Annotated in this window: 16 protein-coding genes; 9 read left to right on the top strand and 7 right to left on the bottom strand. The window is 68.8% G+C overall.

Annotated features, from left to right (window positions below):
- Nucleotides 1-569 precede the first annotated feature (569 nt).
- On the top strand, nucleotides 570-2,309 hold the full coding sequence (locus KBY97_RS13020; protein ID WP_255147536.1) for a diflavin flavoprotein: 1,740 nt from the start codon (nucleotides 570-572) through the stop codon (nucleotides 2,307-2,309).
- On the top strand, nucleotides 2,309-4,159 hold the full coding sequence (locus tag KBY97_RS13015) for a diflavin flavoprotein (protein ID WP_255147533.1): 1,851 nt from the start codon (nucleotides 2,309-2,311) through the stop codon (nucleotides 4,157-4,159). The genes KBY97_RS13020 and KBY97_RS13015 overlap by 1 nt, the downstream gene beginning before the upstream one ends.
- A gap of 56 nt (nucleotides 4,160-4,215) precedes the next feature.
- Here KBY97_RS13015 and KBY97_RS13010 read toward each other — a convergent pair whose 3' ends face one another.
- A complete protein-coding gene (locus KBY97_RS13010; protein WP_255147532.1) occupies nucleotides 4,216-4,824 on the bottom strand; it encodes a hypothetical protein in 609 nt (202 codons plus the stop codon).
- Between the two features lie 354 nt (nucleotides 4,825-5,178).
- On the opposite strand from KBY97_RS13010, the gene KBY97_RS13005 reads away from it, so the two are divergent.
- Nucleotides 5,179-5,889, top strand: coding sequence for a rubrerythrin family protein (locus KBY97_RS13005; RefSeq protein ID WP_255147531.1), 711 nt, complete (start codon nucleotides 5,179-5,181; stop codon nucleotides 5,887-5,889).
- Between the two features lie 39 nt (nucleotides 5,890-5,928).
- On the opposite strand, the gene KBY97_RS13000 is transcribed toward KBY97_RS13005, so the two are convergent.
- Nucleotides 5,929-6,267, bottom strand: coding sequence for a helix-turn-helix domain-containing protein (locus tag KBY97_RS13000; protein ID WP_255147530.1), 339 nt, complete (start codon nucleotides 6,265-6,267; stop codon nucleotides 5,929-5,931).
- Nucleotides 6,268-6,544: 277 nt separating this feature from the next.
- On the opposite strand from KBY97_RS13000, the gene KBY97_RS12995 reads away from it, so the two are divergent.
- The 3 genes from KBY97_RS12995 to KBY97_RS12985 all read left to right on the top strand — a co-directional run bounded on the left by KBY97_RS12995 (nucleotide 6,545) and on the right by KBY97_RS12985 (nucleotide 8,920).
- Nucleotides 6,545-7,618, top strand: coding sequence for an alkene reductase (locus KBY97_RS12995; RefSeq protein ID WP_255147529.1), 1,074 nt, complete (start codon nucleotides 6,545-6,547; stop codon nucleotides 7,616-7,618).
- A 125-nt stretch (nucleotides 7,619-7,743) separates the two neighbouring features.
- Nucleotides 7,744-8,502, top strand: a complete 759-nt coding sequence (locus KBY97_RS12990; RefSeq protein WP_255147527.1) for a pirin family protein — start codon at nucleotides 7,744-7,746, stop codon at nucleotides 8,500-8,502.
- Nucleotides 8,503-8,674: 172 nt separating this feature from the next.
- On the top strand, nucleotides 8,675-8,920 hold the full coding sequence (locus KBY97_RS12985) for a hypothetical protein (protein WP_255147602.1): 246 nt from the start codon (nucleotides 8,675-8,677) through the stop codon (nucleotides 8,918-8,920).
- A 10-nt stretch (nucleotides 8,921-8,930) separates the two neighbouring features.
- Here the strand turns inward: KBY97_RS12985 and KBY97_RS12980 are convergent, their stop codons facing one another.
- From KBY97_RS12980 to KBY97_RS12965, 4 genes are all read right to left on the bottom strand, one after another.
- The gene (locus tag KBY97_RS12980; protein WP_255147526.1) at nucleotides 8,931-9,215 is read right to left on the bottom strand and encodes a hypothetical protein; all 285 of its coding nucleotides are present in this window, start codon (nucleotides 9,213-9,215) and stop codon (nucleotides 8,931-8,933) included.
- Between the two features lie 291 nt (nucleotides 9,216-9,506).
- On the bottom strand, nucleotides 9,507-12,488 hold the full coding sequence (gene gcvP, locus KBY97_RS12975; protein ID WP_399217835.1) for an aminomethyl-transferring glycine dehydrogenase: 2,982 nt from the start codon (nucleotides 12,486-12,488) through the stop codon (nucleotides 9,507-9,509).
- Between the two features lie 226 nt (nucleotides 12,489-12,714).
- Nucleotides 12,715-13,104 (bottom strand): glycine cleavage system protein GcvH, encoded by a 390-nt coding sequence (gene gcvH / locus KBY97_RS12970; RefSeq protein WP_255147522.1) that lies wholly within the window; start codon nucleotides 13,102-13,104, stop codon nucleotides 12,715-12,717.
- 52 nt (nucleotides 13,105-13,156) lie between these two features.
- On the bottom strand, nucleotides 13,157-14,428 hold the full coding sequence (locus KBY97_RS12965) for a methionine gamma-lyase family protein (protein WP_255147521.1): 1,272 nt from the start codon (nucleotides 14,426-14,428) through the stop codon (nucleotides 13,157-13,159).
- A 268-nt stretch (nucleotides 14,429-14,696) separates the two neighbouring features.
- On the opposite strand from KBY97_RS12965, the gene KBY97_RS12960 reads away from it, so the two are divergent.
- Nucleotides 14,697-15,629: a fatty acid desaturase gene (locus tag KBY97_RS12960; protein WP_255147597.1), complete on the top strand. Its 933-nt coding sequence runs from the start codon at nucleotides 14,697-14,699 to the stop codon at nucleotides 15,627-15,629.
- On the opposite strand, the gene KBY97_RS12955 is transcribed toward KBY97_RS12960, so the two are convergent.
- Entirely contained in the window at nucleotides 15,611-16,381 is a 771-nt protein-coding gene (locus tag KBY97_RS12955; protein ID WP_255147520.1) for a hypothetical protein, read from the bottom strand. The two genes, KBY97_RS12960 and KBY97_RS12955, sit on opposite strands and share 19 nt — an antisense overlap.
- 55 nt (nucleotides 16,382-16,436) lie before the next feature.
- Between KBY97_RS12955 and KBY97_RS12950 the strand changes: the two genes are divergently transcribed.
- The gene (locus KBY97_RS12950) at nucleotides 16,437-17,384 is read left to right on the top strand and encodes an acyl-CoA desaturase (RefSeq protein WP_399217818.1); all 948 of its coding nucleotides are present in this window, start codon (nucleotides 16,437-16,439) and stop codon (nucleotides 17,382-17,384) included.
- Between the two features lie 130 nt (nucleotides 17,385-17,514).
- Nucleotides 17,515-17,973, top strand: a complete 459-nt coding sequence (gene rplI / locus KBY97_RS12945; RefSeq protein ID WP_255147519.1) for a 50S ribosomal protein L9 — start codon at nucleotides 17,515-17,517, stop codon at nucleotides 17,971-17,973.
- Nucleotides 17,974-17,999 lie beyond the last annotated feature (26 nt).

Below are 17,999 nucleotides of genomic sequence, written 5' to 3'. Positions count from 1 at the left end.
ATCAGCGGTGTGGGCAAAGGAGGGGAATTGGGGACTGTTGCTTCGGCCGAATGGAGGGGCTGCATGACAAGGCGAGTTCGCGGTTGGATGAGTGCTTGCCGGTGCAATCAAGTGCCACGAACTTCTGCAGCGAATGGCGATCTTCAGTGACGAGACATGGGCCTTAGGCGGAGTGGCTGAGAAGTTAACCCCATCCCAATCCGGTTGGGTGCATGCTGCAAATGGACTTGCCTATCCCTCCGATAAGCAGCAATGATCTGGTGCCAAGATGATGCAAACTCGCCGAGTACCTGCCGAGTACCTGCCGAGCACTCCCCGAGCACTTGGCGGCAGTGGCGGACCCTGTTCTGCGCCCCCGCCGCCTGGGGTGCTCACACGACTCCAGGGTGGTCATCGAACCCCGCCATGGCCCGTGGCCAGGTCCTCTTCACACCCCCGATCCGCCCTGGCTCTGCTCGCGCCGATCACTGCCATCAGATTGTCGAATCGGCCCAGCCAGCCCGGGTGCTGCTGGAGGCAAGGAAACTCCCGCAGCGTTTCTAGAGTCGATGCCCCCGCAGCCACCGTCGATGCCTGTCGCCACCACTGCCCCGCCTCGCCTTTCGCTGCAGTGCGAGCCGATCGGGCCCGACACCACCACGCTTCGCTCGCTTGACTGGGACCGCAGCCGCTTCGACATCGAGTTCGGCCTGCGCAACGGCACCACCTACAACGCCTTCCTGGTGCGGGGGGAGCGCACCGCCCTGATCGACACCAGCCACGCCAAGTTCGAAGCCACCTGGCTGCCGCTGCTGGAGCAGCAGATCGATCCAGCCACGATTGATCACCTGATCGTGTCCCACACCGAGCCCGACCACTCCGGCCTGATCGGCGCCCTGCTCGACCGCAACCCGGAGATCGAGATCGTGGCCTCGAAGGTGGCGATCGCGTACCTGGCCGACCAGGTGCACCGCCCCTTCCGCAGCCGCGCGGTGAAAAGTGGCGAGGAGCTGGATCTGGGCACCAACCCCGAGAGCGGCGTGGCCCACCGCGTTGAGTTCCTCAGTGCCCCCAACCTGCACTGGCCCGACACGATCTTTTCGTTCGACCACGGCACCCGCATCCTTTACACCTGCGATGCCTTCGGCCTCCACTACTGCGGCAACGACGTCTTCGACGTCGATCCCGGCGCGATTGCCCCCGACTTCCGCTTCTACTACGACTGCCTGATGGGCCCCAACGCCCGCAGCGTGCTGCAGGCGCTCAAGCGCATGGACGCTCTGCCTGAGATCGCCATGATCGCCACCGGCCACGGGCCGCTGCTGCGCGAACACCTGCGCCTCTGGATCGGCGACTACCGCGACTGGAGCAGCCAGCGCAGCGCCGGTGAAACCTATGCGGCGGTCTGTTACGTGAGCCAGTACGGCTTCTGTGACCGGCTCAGCCAGGCGATCGCCCGCGGCATCGGCAAGGCGGAAGCCCAGGTGCAGTTGGTGGATCTGCGCGCCTCCGATCCCCAGGAGTTGGCTGCCCTGGTGGGGGAGGCCAGCGCCGTGGTGGTGCCCACCTGGCCCGCCAGCCCCGATGCGGAGCTGCAGCAGTCGATCGGCACGCTGCTGGCGGCGCTCAAGCCCAAGCAGTGGGTGGCCTGCTACGACGCCTTCGGCGGCAACGATCAACCGATCGACAGCGTGGCCAGCCAGCTGCGTGGCCTGGGCCAGAAGGAGGCCTTCGCGCCGCTGCGCATCCGCCAGGCTCCCGATGGCAACGATTACCAGCGCTGCGAAGAGGCCGGCACCGACCTGGGCCAACTGCTCACCAAGGCGAAAACGATCGCCGCCATGAAGGCGATCGATGCCGATGTGGACAAGGCGCTGGGGCGGCTCAGCGGTGGTCTTTACATCGTGACCGCCCGCCAGCATGAACGCAGCAGCGCCATGGTGGCCAGCTGGGTGAGCCAGGCCAGCTTCGATCCACCGGGCCTCTCGATCGCCGTGGCCAAAGACCGCGCCATCGAGGCGCTGATGCAGGTGGACGACCGCTTCGTGCTCAACATCCTGCGCGAAGACAACTACCAGCCCCTGCTGCGCCATTTCCTCAAGCGCTTCCCCCCGGGCGCCGACCGCTTCGCCGGTGTGCCCACCCTTGAGGGCGCCGCCGCCGGTGGCCCGGTGCTCAGCGATGCGCTCGCCTTCCTCGGCTGCCGGGTGGTGCAGCGCATGGAAACCCCCGACCACTGGATCATCTACGCCGCGGTGGAAGAGGGCACGGTGTCTGACACCGAAGCCACCACGGCTGTGCATCACCGCAAGGTGGGGAATCACTACTGATGGCTGATCTCGTTCTTGATCCCACCACTGCGGCCCCGGCAGTGATCGACCGCAGCGTCATCACCATTCCGCTCGACGATGGCCTGACCTGCCTGCGCTGCCTCAGCCCCAAGCGGCTGCGCTTCGAAGTGGAGTACGGCCTGGAGCGCGGCACCAGTGCCAATGCCTTCCTGTTCGCCGGTGGCCGCAGCAGTGCCCAGCGGGAGATCCCGCCGGTGCTGGTCCATCCCCCGGGCGCTTCCTTCACGGCGCCGTTCCTGGCCCAGCTGGCCTCTTTGGTGCCAGCGGAGGCGCCGCTCAAGGTGGTGCTCGGTCACGTCAATCCCAACCGGGTGGCGCTGCTGCGCGAGCTGGCGGCGGCCTGGCCCGCCCTGATGCTGGTGGCCTCCAACACCGGCGCCCGGCTGGTGGAGGAGCTGTGGCAGCAACGCCGCCCCGCCGCTCCGGGCAGTGAGGCGGACGAACCGCCGCTGCCGCCCCTGCCGCCGATCGATGTGGTGAAGCAGGAGGTCAGCCGCGAACTGGCCCGTGGCTTCCGCCTCACCCTGCTGCCTGCCCCCACGCCCCGCTGGCCCGGTGCCCTGATCGCCTTTGAGGAACGCACCGGTCTGCTGATGAGCGGCAAGTTCTTCGCCGCCCACCTCTGCAGCGAGGCCTATGCCGAGGCCAACCGCGACAGCACCGAGGAAGACCGGCGTCACTTCTACGACTGCCTGATGGCGCCGATGGCCCGCCAGGTGGAAACGGTGGTCGACCGGCTCGATGAGCTGGAGATCCGCACGATTGCGCCCGGCCACGGCCCGGCGATCACCGAAAGCTGGCGCAGCCTGCTGGCCGATTACCGGCGCTGGGGCGAGAACCTCGAGAAAACCCGCCTGTCGGTGGCGTTGCTCTACGCCAGTGCCTACGGCAACACCGCCGCCCTCGCCGATGCGATCGCCCAGGGCGTGGCGCGCACGGGCGTGCGGGTGGAGAGCATCAACTGCGAGTTCGCTCCCCCCGACCAGCTGCTTGAAACGATCCGCAGCTGCGATGCGGTGCTGATCGGCTCTCCCACCCTGGGCGGCCACGCCCCCACGCCGATCGTTTCGGCACTCGGCACCCTGCTGGCCGAAGGTGACCGCGCCAAGCCGGTGGGGGTGTTCGGCAGCTTCGGCTGGAGCGGTGAAGCCATTGATCTGCTGGAAACCAAGCTGCGGGATGGCGGCTTCCGCTTCGCCTTCGAGCCGATCCGGGTGAAGTTCAGCCCCGATCCGCCCACGCTCAAGCGCATGGAGGAAACGGGCACGGCCCTGGGGCGGCAGCTGCTCAACCAGCAGAAGCGTCAGCGGCGGGTGGTGGCCGGCGGCCTCAGCGAAAGCCGCAGCAACCCGGCGGTGCTGGCCTTGGGCCGGGTGGTGGGCTCGCTCTGCGTGCTCACCTGCGTGAAGGGAGAGGGGGCCGCCGCCCTCAGCGGCGGCATGGTGGCCAGCTGGGTGAGCCAGGCCAGCTTCACCCCGCCCGGCTTCACGGTGGCGGTGGCCAGGGATCGGGCCGTGGAAAGCCTGCTGCACGTGGGCGATCGCTTCGTGCTCAACGTGCTGGCCGAAGGCCGCGAGAGCGGCCCGATGAAGCGCTTCCTGCAGCCTTACCCCCCCGGCGCCGACCGGCTGGCGGGCCTGGAGCTGGAGCAGAGTCCGGCGGGTCAGCCCGTGCTGCCCGAAGCACTGGCCTGGCTTGAGGCCAGCGTGAGCCAGCGGATGGAATGCGGCGATCACTGGCTGGTCTATGCCCAGGTGAGCCATGGCGGCCTGCTGGATGGCACCGGCGTCACCGCCGTGCACCAGCGCCGCAGTGGCGCCACTTACTGAAGCCAGCGCTACTACCGAGCTAGCCCCTTCACCTCCTGAGGCAGCGCCATCACCACTTACCGAGCCACTGACTGAGGCAGTGGCACGGTCGGCAGGGGCACGGTCGGCAGGGGCGAGCGGGCCTGGCGGAAACACGGTGCCTCGAACAACTTGTGCTGGCTCAGGCTTTCCACTTGGGGGGGAACGCCTGGCCTGGTGTAGCGCAGCACGAAGATCTGGTCGAAATCCATCGCGCCGATGGCGGGCATCGTCGCCCAGCCCAGCCCCCGGGCCAGGTCGGGCATCCGGCGGTGCTCCCAGAACAGAACAAGGTTTCCGCCCTTGTAGGCCGCTTTGCGCAGGATGTCCTGCCCATCCATGAAGGAATCCTCCACCGAGGCCTGGGAAATGGAGATGTTGATCCCGGTGGCCACCCCGAGCGGCACGGCGCTCTGGTAGCTGCGGGCGTTCTTGCTGGTGTCGGGGTTGAGGAAGAAAGTGCGGATGTGGGTTGGGGCGCCGAAGCAGGCGGGGATGAGCCGTCCCAGGTTGATCGCGCGCAGAAGGCCGTTGGCCGAGAGGTTGTAGTTGCCATCGCCTGAGGCCACCTTGTCGCCGTGGCGCAGCAGGATCACCTGCCGAGGCAGCGCCTCCACAGGTGCGGCACCAAGCACGACGGCGCTCACAGCAACAGCGGCCGCAGCCGCAACAGAAACTGCAGCACCGCCAGACAGAGAGGAGACAGCAGCCGTCGTTGCAAGAGCCGCAGCTACAGCCGTGGCGCGGAGCCGGGGGCCGATGACGGCCACAGCACGGCGGCGGTGTGTAGCCGTCAAGGCCATGGGTGCTGGGCGGTGGGTCCGGCCGGAACAGACGCCTGCGGGCGCACGGCCCATGGTGGCAGCGGAGCAGGCTCGACCACCGAGGGGGTGGCCGTTCCACGGATGCCTTCACCATCCCAGGCCCCACCACAGCCCCGTCAACTGCTCCATCCCAGCCCCGCCCACCGCACCCCGCCGTCCCCACCGCACGCCGTCTCCATGGACATCTCCAAACCCGGCACCCTCGCCAACCTCGAAGCGGCCTTCGGCGGCGAGAGCATGGCCAACCGCAAATACCTCTTTTTCGCTGATGTGGCCAAACAGCTCGGCAACAGCGAGCTGGCCCGCCTCTTCCGCGACACCGCCGCCCAGGAAACCGAGCACGCCTTCGCGCATTTCCGCCTGCTCCATCCCGAGCTGGTGGTGGCCGATCCCGCCGCGCTCTCAGAGGAAGCCAGGCAGCAGGTGCTGAGCCGCTGCCTGGAGCTGGCGGTCGAGGGCGAAACCTACGAGTACACCACCATGTATCCGGAGTTCGCTGCTCAAGCCCACGCCGACTGCGACGACGGTGCCGTGGCCGAATTCACCGAGCAGATCGCCGAATCCGAGCAGCACGCCGGCCTCTTCCGCCAGGCGGCCAGCAACTTCGGCCGGCTCACCCCGATCGAGCACCACCACGCCGACCGCTACAGCGTGGCCCTCGAAGCCCTTCAGGGCCAGGGCGCGGCTGGGGAAAGCGAGCCCGTGGCGGGCCTGTGGGTCTGCAAGGTCTGCGCGGTGATCTACGACCCCGCCCTCGGCGACCCGGATTCCGGCATCGTCGCCGGCACCCCGTTCGAGGCCATCCCCGACAGCTGGGTCTGCCCGCTCTGTGGCACCCGCAAGGCCAATTTCATCCCTTACCGGCAGCCGGTGCTGCTGCCGGCCTGAGCTGGTGCCGCCGTAGGGCAGGGCGCGCCGTCGCGCCGATCACGACTCCGATGGCGTCGCCCCCCAGGCGTGCAGGCTCTCCAGCACCGGGATCAGCGTCCAGCCGCGTGGCGAGAGCCGGTATTCCACCCGCGGCGGCACCTCGGCAAACACTTCGCGCTCCACCACCCCTGCGGCCTCCAGCTCCCGCAGCTGGCTGGTGAGCACCTTCGGGCTCACGCCCTCCAGCGCCCGCTGCAGGGCGGAGAACCGCCGCGTGCCATCCGCCAGCTCCCGCAGCAAGGGCACTTTCCAGCGCCCCTGCATCACACTCAGCGCCAGCTCGGCGGGGCAATGGGCATGGTCATGGGCGTCCAGGAAGCCGTCTGATTGCACCATCTGTTTGCACCATCCGATTGCATCAGGGTTACCGACAGGTAAGCGACGCACATAACGGTGCGTTCTTGTCAGGCAACCCGCAGGCATTCCACTGTGACCCCAAGGGGTGAACTGCCGCTCGCTGGATGGTCTGATCCCCATCATTTCCGCCTGGCCATCCTTCCGCCCCAGGGGGTGCGGCCCCACAGGCCGCCGGGTGTCTTTACGCACCTGCCAAGCCAGCGGACCGGGGTCATCCTGTGGCGACAGCCCGTCCCGGTCATCCATCTTTTCCGTCATGACCCCTGATCTGTTCACGCCCCTGACTCTCGGGGCCCTGGAGCTGCCCAACCGGGTGCTGATGGCTCCGCTCACCCGCTCCCGCGCCGAGGAGGGCCACATCCCTGGCCCCTTGATGGCGGAGTACTACGGGCAGCGGGCCGCCGCCGGGTTGATCATCGCCGAGGCCACCATGGCGATGGAGGGCCACTCCGCCTTCATCCGCGAGCCCGGCATCCATTCGGCGGCCCAGGTGGAGGGCTGGAAGCTCACCACCGAGGCGGTGCATGCGCGCGGCGGCCGGATCGTGCTGCAGATCTGGCATGGCGGCCGGGCCTGCCATCCCCTGCTCAACAACGGCCTTCAGCCGGTGGCCCCCAGCGCCATCGCCATCAGCGGCGACCAGATCCACACCCCCCAGGGCAAGGTGGATTACGTGGTGCCGCGCGCCCTGGCCGACGACGAACTGCCGGCGATCGTGGCGGGCTTCCAACTGGCGGCCCGCCACGCCGTCGCCGCCGGTTTCGACGGCGTGGAAGTGCACGGTGCCAATGGCTACCTGCTGGATGAATTCCTGCGCGATGGCAGCAACCACCGCAGTGGCCCCTATGGCGGCCCGATCGAGAACCGGGCGCGGCTGTTGCTGGAGGTGATTGAGGCGGTGCGGGCCGAAACGGAGCTGGTGGGGCTGCGCCTCTCGCCGCTCAACAGCTACAACGCCATGCGCGACAGCGATCCTGTGGCGCTCGCGAGCTGGCTGGCGGATCACCTCAACGGCACCGGCCTCGCCTTCCTGCACGTGATGCGCGGCGACTTCTTCCAGCAGCAGCAAGGCGATGTGCTGACGCCGGTGCGCGAGCGCTTCAAGGGTGTGCTGATTGCCAATATGGGCTACAGCGCCGCAGAAGCCAACGCTGCCATCGGCGCCGGCGCCATCGATGCGGTGGCCTTTGGCACGGCCTTCCTGGCCAACCCGGATCTGCCGGAGCGGCTGCGGCTGGGGGCACCCCTCAATGCGCCCAATCCGGCCACCTTCTACAGCCAGGGCCCGGCTGGCTACACCGACTACCCCTCGCTCAACACCGCCGCCTGATCACCGTTGGCGTCGGCCCCACTGCCTTCGCCAACTCTCCCTGCCTTCGCCAACGCTCTCTCCCTTCGCTAACCCCTCCCCCCCAGTCCCGTCCTCACCCTCCATCCATTTCCGGGAGCACCGCCATGACCACCACCAACACCCCGCGTTCTGCCGCCACCTCGGTGTTCCGCCCTGGCCCGGAACGCTTCCACAGCCAGCTCGACTGGCTCGATAGCTGGCACAGCTTTTCCTTCTCCAGCCACTTCGATCCGGCCTGGATGGGGTTCGGCCCGCTGCGGGTGATCAACGACGACACCATCGCTGCCGGCCGCGGCTTCGGCATGCATTCCCACAACGACATGGAGATCGTCACGGTGATGGTGGAAGGGGAGCTCACCCACCACGATTCGATGGGCAACGGCGAGGTGCTGCGGGCCGGTGAAGTGCAGCGCATGAGCGCCGGCACCGGCGTGGTACACAGCGAGGTGAACAAGGGGGCGGCCCCCTGCAGGCTGCTGCAGATCTGGATCCAACCCGCCAGCACCGGCATACCGCCGGCCTACGAGCAGAAGCCGTTCAGCGTCGGTGAGGGTTGGACCCTGCTGCTGGATCCCGAGCAGCGGGACGGTGCCATGGCCGTGCACCGGTCGGTGCGGCTCTGGCGGGCACGGCCGTCGGCCGGCACCCGTCTGGAGCTGCCGCTGGCGGCCGGCCGCCAGTGCTGGCTGCAGCTGATCGACGGCAGCATCACCCTCGACGGCGGCCGCCGGCTGGAGCGCGGCGATGGCCTGGGCTTCGAGGGCGGAGATCCTGGCGCCCCCTCCGCCATTGCCAGTGAAGTTCCGCAGGCGCTGGGGGCCGGGCAAGCCGGCGCCGACCTGCTGTTGTTCGAGCTGGCCTGAGCTTGGGGCGGCTTGCACCCGGCGGGGACCGGCCGGCCACCGCCATGGGCGCCAGCAAATCTGCTGAGTGTTTCTGAAGAGTCTTCGATTGCCCGCAGAAAGGAAGCGAAAGATGCTGCCAAATGCAACTGGGTTCGCTGAAATAACTGCTTACCAGTTGCCGCGTACGGTCATGGCCACGGTTCGTTCACTGTCCGATGCCAGCCTGCCCACCATCCTTCCGGCCGCTGATGGCAGCGGCAGCGGCCGCCGCTGGGTGGTGCGCTACCGCGGCTTCGTGCTGATGCCCCAGACCGACCTCACCTGGCTGGTGCGCCCGGAGCGCAGCCCCATGGATGTGTTGCCGTTCCGCGCTCCCGCCAGCTCACTGGCGGATGTGAAGGCCTTGGTGGATTGGCGGCTCGGCAAGGCTGCCTGAGAGCAGGGCTTCAGGCGGCCTGGGGCGGCGTGGGGCCACCGGCATGGAATGGAAGCACCAGGGTGACCCAGGTTTCCGGCCGTGCCGGGCGGTGTCGGCGCGGCTGACGCACGCCGAAGGGAACGCGCACCACGTTGGTGCCATCCACGCGGATGGTTTCGCCGCGGGCGGAGGAATGGGCCAGAGAGCCCGGAATCGGCGGCAGCTCGGGAGTCCGGTTCAGCGGAGCCGTTTTGCCGGCACGAATCGAAAGCTCAGACAGGATCGGGGAAGTGGGGCCGTCGTTGCCGTTCATGGTTCGATCGAAACGTGTGCCGTGGCCTGGGTTGTTGCGGGTTGGGTGCCTTGTGGCCCGAGCTTGCCTCGTTGGGCAGGATCCAGCAACAGGGTTTTCTATAGAAATAATGTTGATTGTAGCAGTGGCGTACACCCATCACCGAGATCACCGGCCCTGCCTTGCCAGTGAACCACTGTGCCAGGTGTTGCCCTGAATGCTGGCCTGAGGTAAGGAGATTCGAATCGGCACCGCCACTGACACTCAAATGGCCACCGCCACCGCCACTCAGATGGCCACCGCAACTGGCACTCAGATGGCCACCGCCACCGGCACCCGCTCCGGCGTGACGGCCACGCTGCTGCTGGCCAGCTCCTCCACCGAGGGGCAGGTGCACACCAGGTTGCGATCGCCGTAGGCGTTGTCGATGCGGGCCACCGCCGGCCAGAACTTGTTCTGCCGCTGGCCGTCGCCGGCCGGGAAGGCCGCCTCGCTGCGGCTGTAGGGGCGGTCCCAGAGGTCGGCGGTGACCGCCGCCAGGGTGTGGGGCGCCCGTTTCAGGGGGTTGTTCTCCGCTTCGGTCTGCCCCGCTTCGATCGCGGCTGCCTCGACGCGGATCGCCACCATGGCGTCGCAGAAGCGGTCGATCTCCGCCAGGGATTCGCTTTCGGTGGGCTCCACCATCACCGTGCCCGCCACCGGCCAGCTCACGGTGGGCGCATGGAAGCCGTAGTCCATCAGCCGCTTGGCCAGGTCGTCGACCTCCAGCCCGGCGCTGCGTTTCAGCGGCCGCAGATCCAGGATGCATTCGTGGGCCACGCGTCCGCCGCTGCCGCGGAACAGCACCGGGTAATGGGGCTCCAGCCGCTCGGCGATCACGTTGGCGGCCAGCAGCGCCACGGCGCTGGCCTGGCGCAGGCCGGCGCCGCCCATCATGCGGATGTACATCCAGCTGATCGGCAGGATGCCGGCGCTGCCCCAGGGCGCGGCAGACACCGGCCCGATCGCCGCCTCGCCGCCCACCGCCGCCAGCGGATGGCCCGGCAGGAACGGCACCAGATGGCTGGCCACAGCGATCGGTCCCACCCCCGGGCCGCCCCCGCCATGGGGAATGCAGAAGGTCTTGTGCAGGTTCAGGTGGCACACGTCCGCGCCGTAGTGGCCGGGTTTGGCCAGGCCCACCTGGGCGTTGAGGTTGGCGCCATCGAGGTACACCTGGCCGCCGTGGCGGTGGATCACCTCGCAGAGCCGGCGGATGCCGGTTTCAAACACCCCATGGGTGGAGGGATACGTCACCATCACCGCAGCGAGAGCAGCGGCGTGGCGCTCTGCTTTCGCCTCCAGATCCTCCAGATCGATGTTGCCGTTGGCATCGCAGGCCACCGGCACCACCTGCAACCCGGCCATCACGGCGCTGGCGGGGTTGGTGCCATGGGCACTGGTGGGAATCAGGCAGACCTTGCGGTGAGCCTCGCCGCGGCTGTGGTGCCAGGCGCGGATCACCAGCAGCCCTGCGTATTCCCCCTGCGAGCCTGCGTTGGGCTGCAGCGATACCCCGGCGAAGCCGGTGATCACCGCCAGCCAGGTCTCCAGATCAGCCACCAGCTGCCGGTAGCCGGCCTGCTGGGCGGCGGGAGCGAAGGGATGCAGCTCCGCGAAGGCGGGCCAGCTCACCGGCGCCAGTTCAGCGGCGGCATTGAGCTTCATCGTGCAGCTGCCCAGCGGGATCATGCCGTGCACCAGCGAGAGATCCTTCGCCGCCAGGCGTTGGATGTAGCGCAACAATTCCGATTCGCTGTGGTGCCGCTGGAACACCTCCTGCTGCAACCAGGGCTGCTGGCGCAGGGGCACCCCCGCCAGCAGCGCCGCGTCGTCGGGCAAGGCGGCGAGCAGGGCGGCGGCGGTGGGCCGGGGGGCAGCGTTGTCTGCCATGCCATCTGCGCCAGCTGCGGCGGCGAACAGGGCGAGCAGGCGATCGAGCTCGGCGGTGTCGGTGCGCTCATCGAGGCTGATCGCCACCCCGATCAGCGCCGCGCCCGCTGAGCCTGCCACTGAGTCAGCCACTGAGTCAGCCGGTGAGCCTGCTGACGACCCAGCCGCAGGGAGCGGCCGCAGGTTGAAGCCGGTGGCTTCCGCCCGCTCCAGCAGGTGGCCGGCCCCGGGCAGGGTGAGGCTGAGTGTGTCGAAGGCGGTTCCGGGCTGCACCGCCAGCCCAAGGGCTTCAAGGCCCGCAGCGAGGGCGGCCCGCTGGCGCAGCACCCGCCGGGCGATCGCCGTGAGCCCGCCGGGGCCGTGATGCACCGCATAGAACCCGGCCATCACCGCCAGCAGCACCTGGGCGGTGCAGATGTTGCTGGTGGCTTTGTCGCGGCGGATGTGCTGCTCGCGGGTCTGCAGGGCCAGCCGCAGGGCGGGGCGGCCTTCCGCATCCAGCGAGCGGCCCACCAGCCGGCCGGGAATCTGACGCTTGTGCGCGTCGGTGGTGGCGAAGAAGGCGGCATGGGGCCCGCCGCCACCGAGCGGCACCCCGAAGCGCTGGGTGCTGCCCACGGCGATGTCGGCGCCGAGGGCGCCCACCGGCTCCAGCAGCACCTGGGCCAGCGGATCCACCGCCGCCGTCACCATCGCCCCGACCGCATGGGCCGCGGCGATCACGGCGCGCGGATCCCAGAGGCGACCGCTGGCGCCGGGCAACTGCAGCAGCAGGCCGAACACCGTGGGGTCGAGGGGGGAAGCCGCGTCGCCAGTGGCGAGTGTGGCGGGGTCCACCAGCTCCACCGCCAGGCCGAGCGGTTCGGCCCGGGTCCGAAGCACCGCCAGCGTCTGGGGGAAGACGTCCTGATCCACCAGGAAGCGGCGGGCGGCAGGCCGCTTGCAGGCCCCGAAGCTGAGTGCCATCGCCTCGGCCGCGGCGGTGCCTTCATCCAGCAGGGAGGCATTGGCGATCGGCAGGCCGGTGAGCTCGCTGATCAGGGTCTGGAAATTGAGCAGTGCTTCCAGGCGGCCCTGGGCGATCTCGGCCTGGTAAGGGGTGTAGGCCGTGTACCAGCAGGGGTTTTCCAGCACGTGGCGCTGGATCAGGGCCGGCGTCACGGTGCCGTAGTAGCCGAGGCCGATCAGGCTGCGGCGCACCTGGTTGGTGGCGGCGATGGCGCGCAGCTCGTTCAGCGCCTGGGCTTCGCCCACCCCCAGTGGCAGGTCGGCCGCGGCGGCGCTCGGTTCGATCAGGATGTCGCCCGGCACCACCTCGGCCACGAACGCCTCGAGATCGCTGGCGCCCAGCCGTTTGAGCATTGCGGCCAGATCCTGCGGTGATGGCCCCAGATGCCGTTCCAGAAATGGAGAAAAGCCGGTGGGGTCAGCGAAGGGTGCGGTCACGGCGCGACGCCCGGCAGGTGGGGCGGATCTTAGGGAAATCTGGATTTGCGCCGTTCCAACGCTGCGCTTGCCTTGATCGCGATGCCCGCTCGTCTGCCGCTGCTCCGCTCCAAGGCCGCCGGCCCCGTTCCGCCAGCCCCGCTCAGCTGCCTTCCACCTTCAGGCGGTAGGTGGCGGCATCCATCAGGTCGTTGAATTCGGCAGCGTCGCTGGGGCGCACCGCCAGCAGCCAGCCTTCGCCATAGGGATCGTTCTGCAGTTCTTCGGGGCTGGCCAGCACCGCTTCGTTGCGCAGCTCCACCGTGCCGCTGATCGGCGCGTACATCTCCTCCACCGCCTTCACCGATTCCACTGAGCCGAAGCTGGAGCCCCGCTCCAGCTGGCTGCCCACCTCGGGCAGCTCCACAAACACGATGTCGCCCAGCTGATCCACGGCGAACGCGCTCACGCCGATGCGCAGCAGCTCCCCATCCGGCCGGGCGTATTCATGGCTGTCGGCGTAGCGGCAGCTGTCGGGGAACTGGAGCGCCATCGAAGGCGGAAGCGAAGACGGCGCCAGTCTGACCGCCCCTGGCGTTGGAGGCTCAGCCCCCACGCTGCGGATTCAGAACCGTGAGGGCCCGCTCCAGGGCCAGCTCCACGTGGGTGCGGTGCGTGCCCCCCTGGGCGAACAGCACGTAGGGCTCACGCAGGGGGGCGTCGGCGGAGAACTCACTGGTGCTGCCGTCGATGAAGCTGCCGCCTGCCATCACCAGCTCACTGGCGTATCCCGGCATGGGCGCGGGCACCGGGTCGAGGTAGGCCCCTACCGGCGAGCAGGCCTGGAAAGCGCGGCACACCTGAATCAACGGCTCCGGCGCCCCGAAGCGCACCGCCTGGATCACGTCGCTGCGGGGGGCCCCCACCAGTGGCTGCACGGCGTAGCCGAGCGCGCTGAACACCGAGGCCACCAGCTCGGCGCCGATCAGGGCCTCCCCCACCATCTGGGGCGCCAGGAACAGACCCTGGAACAGCAGCCGGTAGAGATCGAAGCCGGTGCCCCCCTCACTGCCGATGCCGGGCGCCGTGAGCCGGCAGCAGGCCCGCTCCACCCATTCGGCGCCGCCGGCCACGTAGCCGCCGGTGGGGGCGATGGTGCCGCCGGCGTTCTTGATCAAGGAGCCGGCGATCAGGTCGGCGCCCACGGCCGGAGGCTCCAGCGCCTCCACGAATTCGCCATAGCAGTTGTCGACGAAGCAGAGACAGCCGGGCTGCAGCTGCTTGACGCGCTCGACCAGGCGGCCGATCGTGGCCACCTGCAGCGAGGGGCGCCAGCTGTAGCCGCAGCTGCGCTGGATCAGCACCAGCCGGGTGGGGGGTGTGAGCGCGGCGGCGAGGCCGTCTTCATCCACCGCGCCATCGGCCTGCAGGGCCAGTTCGTCGTAGTGGATGCCGAATTCGGCCAGCGACCCCTGGCCGCTGCCGCGCAGGCCAATCACTTCTTCCAAGGTGTCGTAGGGGCGGCCGGTGATCGAGAGCAGGCGGTCGCCGGGCCGCAGCACGCCGAACAGGGCCGCGGCGATCGCGTGGGTGCCGCTGACGAACTGCAGCCGCACCGCCGCCGCCTCCGCCCCCAGCACCCGGGCGAACACCCGATCCAGCACCTCCCGGCCCAGGTCACCGTGGCCGTAGCCGCTCACCGAGGCGAAGTGGTGGGTGCCGAGACGCTCGGCGGCGAAGGCGGCCAGCACCCGCTCCAGACCGGGCTTCACCGCAGCGGTGTGCCGGGCTGCCAACGGTGCGATCCGCGCGGCGGCGGCCTCCACCTGATCGCAGGCCCAGGCCGAGGCGGCTTCCTTCCTTTGCTGCCCATCCATCCCCGCCACTCCAGCCAGTGGCCATGCTGCCTGCCGACCTCGCTCCCGCCGCTAGATTTCTCGCTGATGTGTTGGCTACAAACGGCCTTCATCACCAGGTTCTGGTGAGCCACTCTCTCCTTCGGGAGCTTCCAGCAGCGGGTTCTGCCCGCTGAGGGCGAACGGGTGAACTCCAGCCTGCGTCACTTTCGCGAGAGTTCATTTGGTCGCCGCTTCAGATGCCCCCTCAACCGCTACCCCGGCGGATCCGCGGGCCCCGTTCAAGCCCCTGCGCAGCCATGGGGGCCACGCTTCCGACCGCCAGGAAGCCCTCATCCGCGCCGGTGTGACGGCCCCACGCACGCCCCTGCCGAAGAGCCAGCGGACCTACAAGTTCGGCACCACGGCGTTCATGCTCGCCATCCACGTGGGGGCGGTGTTCGCCCTGTTGCCCGGCTTCTGGAGCTGGCAGAGCGTGGTGGCACTGGCGGTTCTGTATTGGGTCACGGTGCTGGGAGTCACGCTCGGCCTGCACCGCCTGCTGGCCCACCGCAGCTTCGTCGCCCCCCGCTGGGTGGAGCGCACCCTGGTGCTGATGGGCACCCTGGCCTGCCAGAGCGGGCCGATCGAATGGGTGGGGCTGCACCGCCACCACCACAAGTTCTCCGACCAGGCCAACGACCACCACGACGCCGGCCGCGGCCTGTGGTGGAGCCACAGCGACTGGATGCTGCATGAGATCCCGGCCGTGCAGCATGTGGAGCGCTTCACCGGCGACCTGCAGCGCGACCCCTTCTACCGCTGGCTGGATCGCTGGTTCCTGCTGCTGCAGATCCCCCTGGGCGCGGCCCTTTGGTGGTACGGCGAGCGGGCCAACGTGCACGGCGGCGGGCTGGGCCTGGTGCTGTGGGCCATCCCCCTGCGCCTGGTGATCGTGTATCACGTCACCTGGCTGGTGAACAGCGCCACCCACGCCTTCGGCTATCGCAACTTCGACAGCCCTGATCTTTCGCGCAACTGCTGGTGGGTGGCGATCCTCTCCTTCGGCGAGGGCTGGCACAACAACCACCACGCCCACCCGGCCAGCGCCCGCCATGGCTTGCGCTGGTTCGAGTTCGACATCACCTGGCAGCACATCAAGCTGCTGCGTTCCCTGGGCCTGGCCAAACGCATCCGCGAGGCCCGCTATGTGCCCGGTGCCGCCTACGTCCCCAACTCCTGACGGATGGCGGCCCCCAGTTCGCTGCTGAGCCCGCTGGCGCCTGTGCTTGCGGTCAGCTGAGCGGCCTTGCGCCGCAGCACAGTGAGGAACTGAGCGGTGCTCAGTTCCTGCTCGCCGGCAGCGCCGAGGCCCGCCAGGGTGCTCTTCAGATCCAGTAGCTCACTTTCCAGTTCAGCGGCCTCGAAATCCTTCTGGCCGGCCATCACGGCGGCGAAGCGTTCGCGGCGCTGGGTTTTTTCTGCTGGATAGGCCGCCAGCACCGCCTCGCGGCAGAGGCGCCAGGGCCGGCCGGCGGTGAGCAGCTCCGCTAAGGCGAAGCTGAGCGCCGGGGCTTCGGTCGCGGCGATGCGCAGATCGAAGGCCGCCGGCGGCTGACGCTGGCCCACGAAGATGTCCAGAAAGTCCCCGGGCCCGAGCGGCACGCCGGCGGCGTCGTTGAGCAGCGGTACGCTGCCGGCCACCAATGCTTCCAGCAGTTCCGGGTGGCTGGCCAGGGCGCTGGGGCCTTCGGCCACGGCGGCAGCGGCGATCCATTGATTGATGCGCCCCAGGGCGAGGAACACCTCAGGGCCGGGGGAGGCCAACTTGCGGTTGCGCAGCATCGACACCTGGGAGCTGTGGATGCGGCCGAGATCAAGCACCTCGGCTAAACCGGGAAGGATGCGGTGGGACCAGCCGTTGCGCTCATGCCAGGCCCTGATCAGATGCGCAAAGGCCTCACGGCCTGATCCGATTTCTTCCTGATATCCCACTCAATCCGAATCCGAACTGCTACCATTCTAAAAGACCGATCAGGAACCAGCTCCTATGACCGTCCTGTCCAAGCGCCGCTCCCGTCCTGCGGGCGTGGCCAGCCTTGCTCCGGCCGCCCTCTCTCTGGCTCGGGCCGAGGCACTGCATCGCCCCCGTCGCGGGGAGCCCGTCCCCTCGTCGCCGCCGGGCCGCCGCTGGGGCACGATCGGCTTCATGATCGTGATCCACGCGCTGGCCCTGGTCGCGCTGCTGCCCCAGTTCTGGAGCGTGCCGGCCGTCACCAGCCTGCTGGTGCTCTATTGGATCACCGGCTGCCTGGGCGTCACGCTCGGCTACCACCGCCTGCTGGCCCACCGGGCCCTGCGGGTGCCCCAGTGGCTGGAGCGTTTCTTCGCCACCTGCGGCGCGCTCAGCTGCCAGCACGGTCCGATCGACTGGGCCGGCCTGCACCGCCACCACCACAAGTTCTCCGACACCGACGCCGACCACCACAACAGCCACAAGGGCTTCTGGTGGAGCCACATGGGCTGGATGATGGAAGAGATCCCGGCGATGGCCGCCGTGCCCCGGCTCACCGGCGATCTGGCCCGCGATCCCTACTACCGCTGGCTGAACACCAACTTCCTGCTGCTGCAGGTGCCCCTGGGCCTGCTGCTGTTCTGGATCGGCACGGTCACCGGTGCCGGCGGCTGGGCCCTGGTGCTGTGGGGCATTCCCCTGCGCCTGGTGGTGCTTTACCAATGCACCTGGCTGGTGAACAGCGCCACCCATTGCTGGGGCAGCATCGCCCACATCAGCGGCGACAAGTCACGCAATAACCCCTGGGTGGCGGCGCTCACCTTCGGTGAGGGCTGGCACAACAACCACCACGCCTTCCCCCACTCGGCCCGCCACGGCTTCGGCCCCCGTCAGTTCGACCTCACCTGGCAGCACATCCGGCTGCTCAAGGCCCTGGGCCTGGCCACCCAGGTGCGCCTGCCGAGAGCCGCGGCAAGCCACTGAGGCGGCAGCCTTCCGGGCAAGCAACCCTCTGGCCTAAGCTGCCGGATTGCTTGAGCGGCACGTCACCCCGGCGGTGGCCCCCGCTCGTCGATCCGCCCTGCGGCACTCCCTGTTTCCCTAACCCGATCCCATGGCCAAGCGTGTTTCCGTGGTCCTCAGCGAGGACATTCTCAGCCTCGGTAAGGACGGTGAGCTGGTGGAAGTGGCGCCCGGCTACGCCCGCAACTTCCTGCTCCCCCAGGGCAAAGCCGTTCCCGTCACCCCGGCGGTGCTGCGCCAGGTGGAGCACCGCCGGGCCAAAGAGGCCGAGCGCCAGGCGGCGCTGCTGCAGGAGGCAGAAGCCTTCCGCACGGCCCTGAACACCATCGGTCGCTTCACGGTCAAGAAGCAGACCGGCGGTGACGACGTCCTCTTCGGCACCGTCACCAATGGCGATGTAGCCGAGGCCATCGAAGCCGCCACCAAGAAAGAGATCGACCGCCGCCACATCGAGGTCCCCGAGATCCACCGCACCGGCTCCTACAAGGTGCAGATCAAGCTCCACCACGACGTGGTGGCCGAGATCAACCTGGAAGTGGTCAGCCACTGAGGCTCCGGCGGGGCTCTGCCGCCCGC

It is taken from the genome of Synechococcus sp. ATX 2A4, assembly GCF_024346375.1.
Taxonomy (GTDB): Bacteria; Cyanobacteriota; Cyanobacteriia; order PCC-6307; family Cyanobiaceae; genus MW101C3.
Note: the sequence above shows the minus strand (reverse complement) of the source record. Positions and strands in the feature narration are given on the sequence as shown.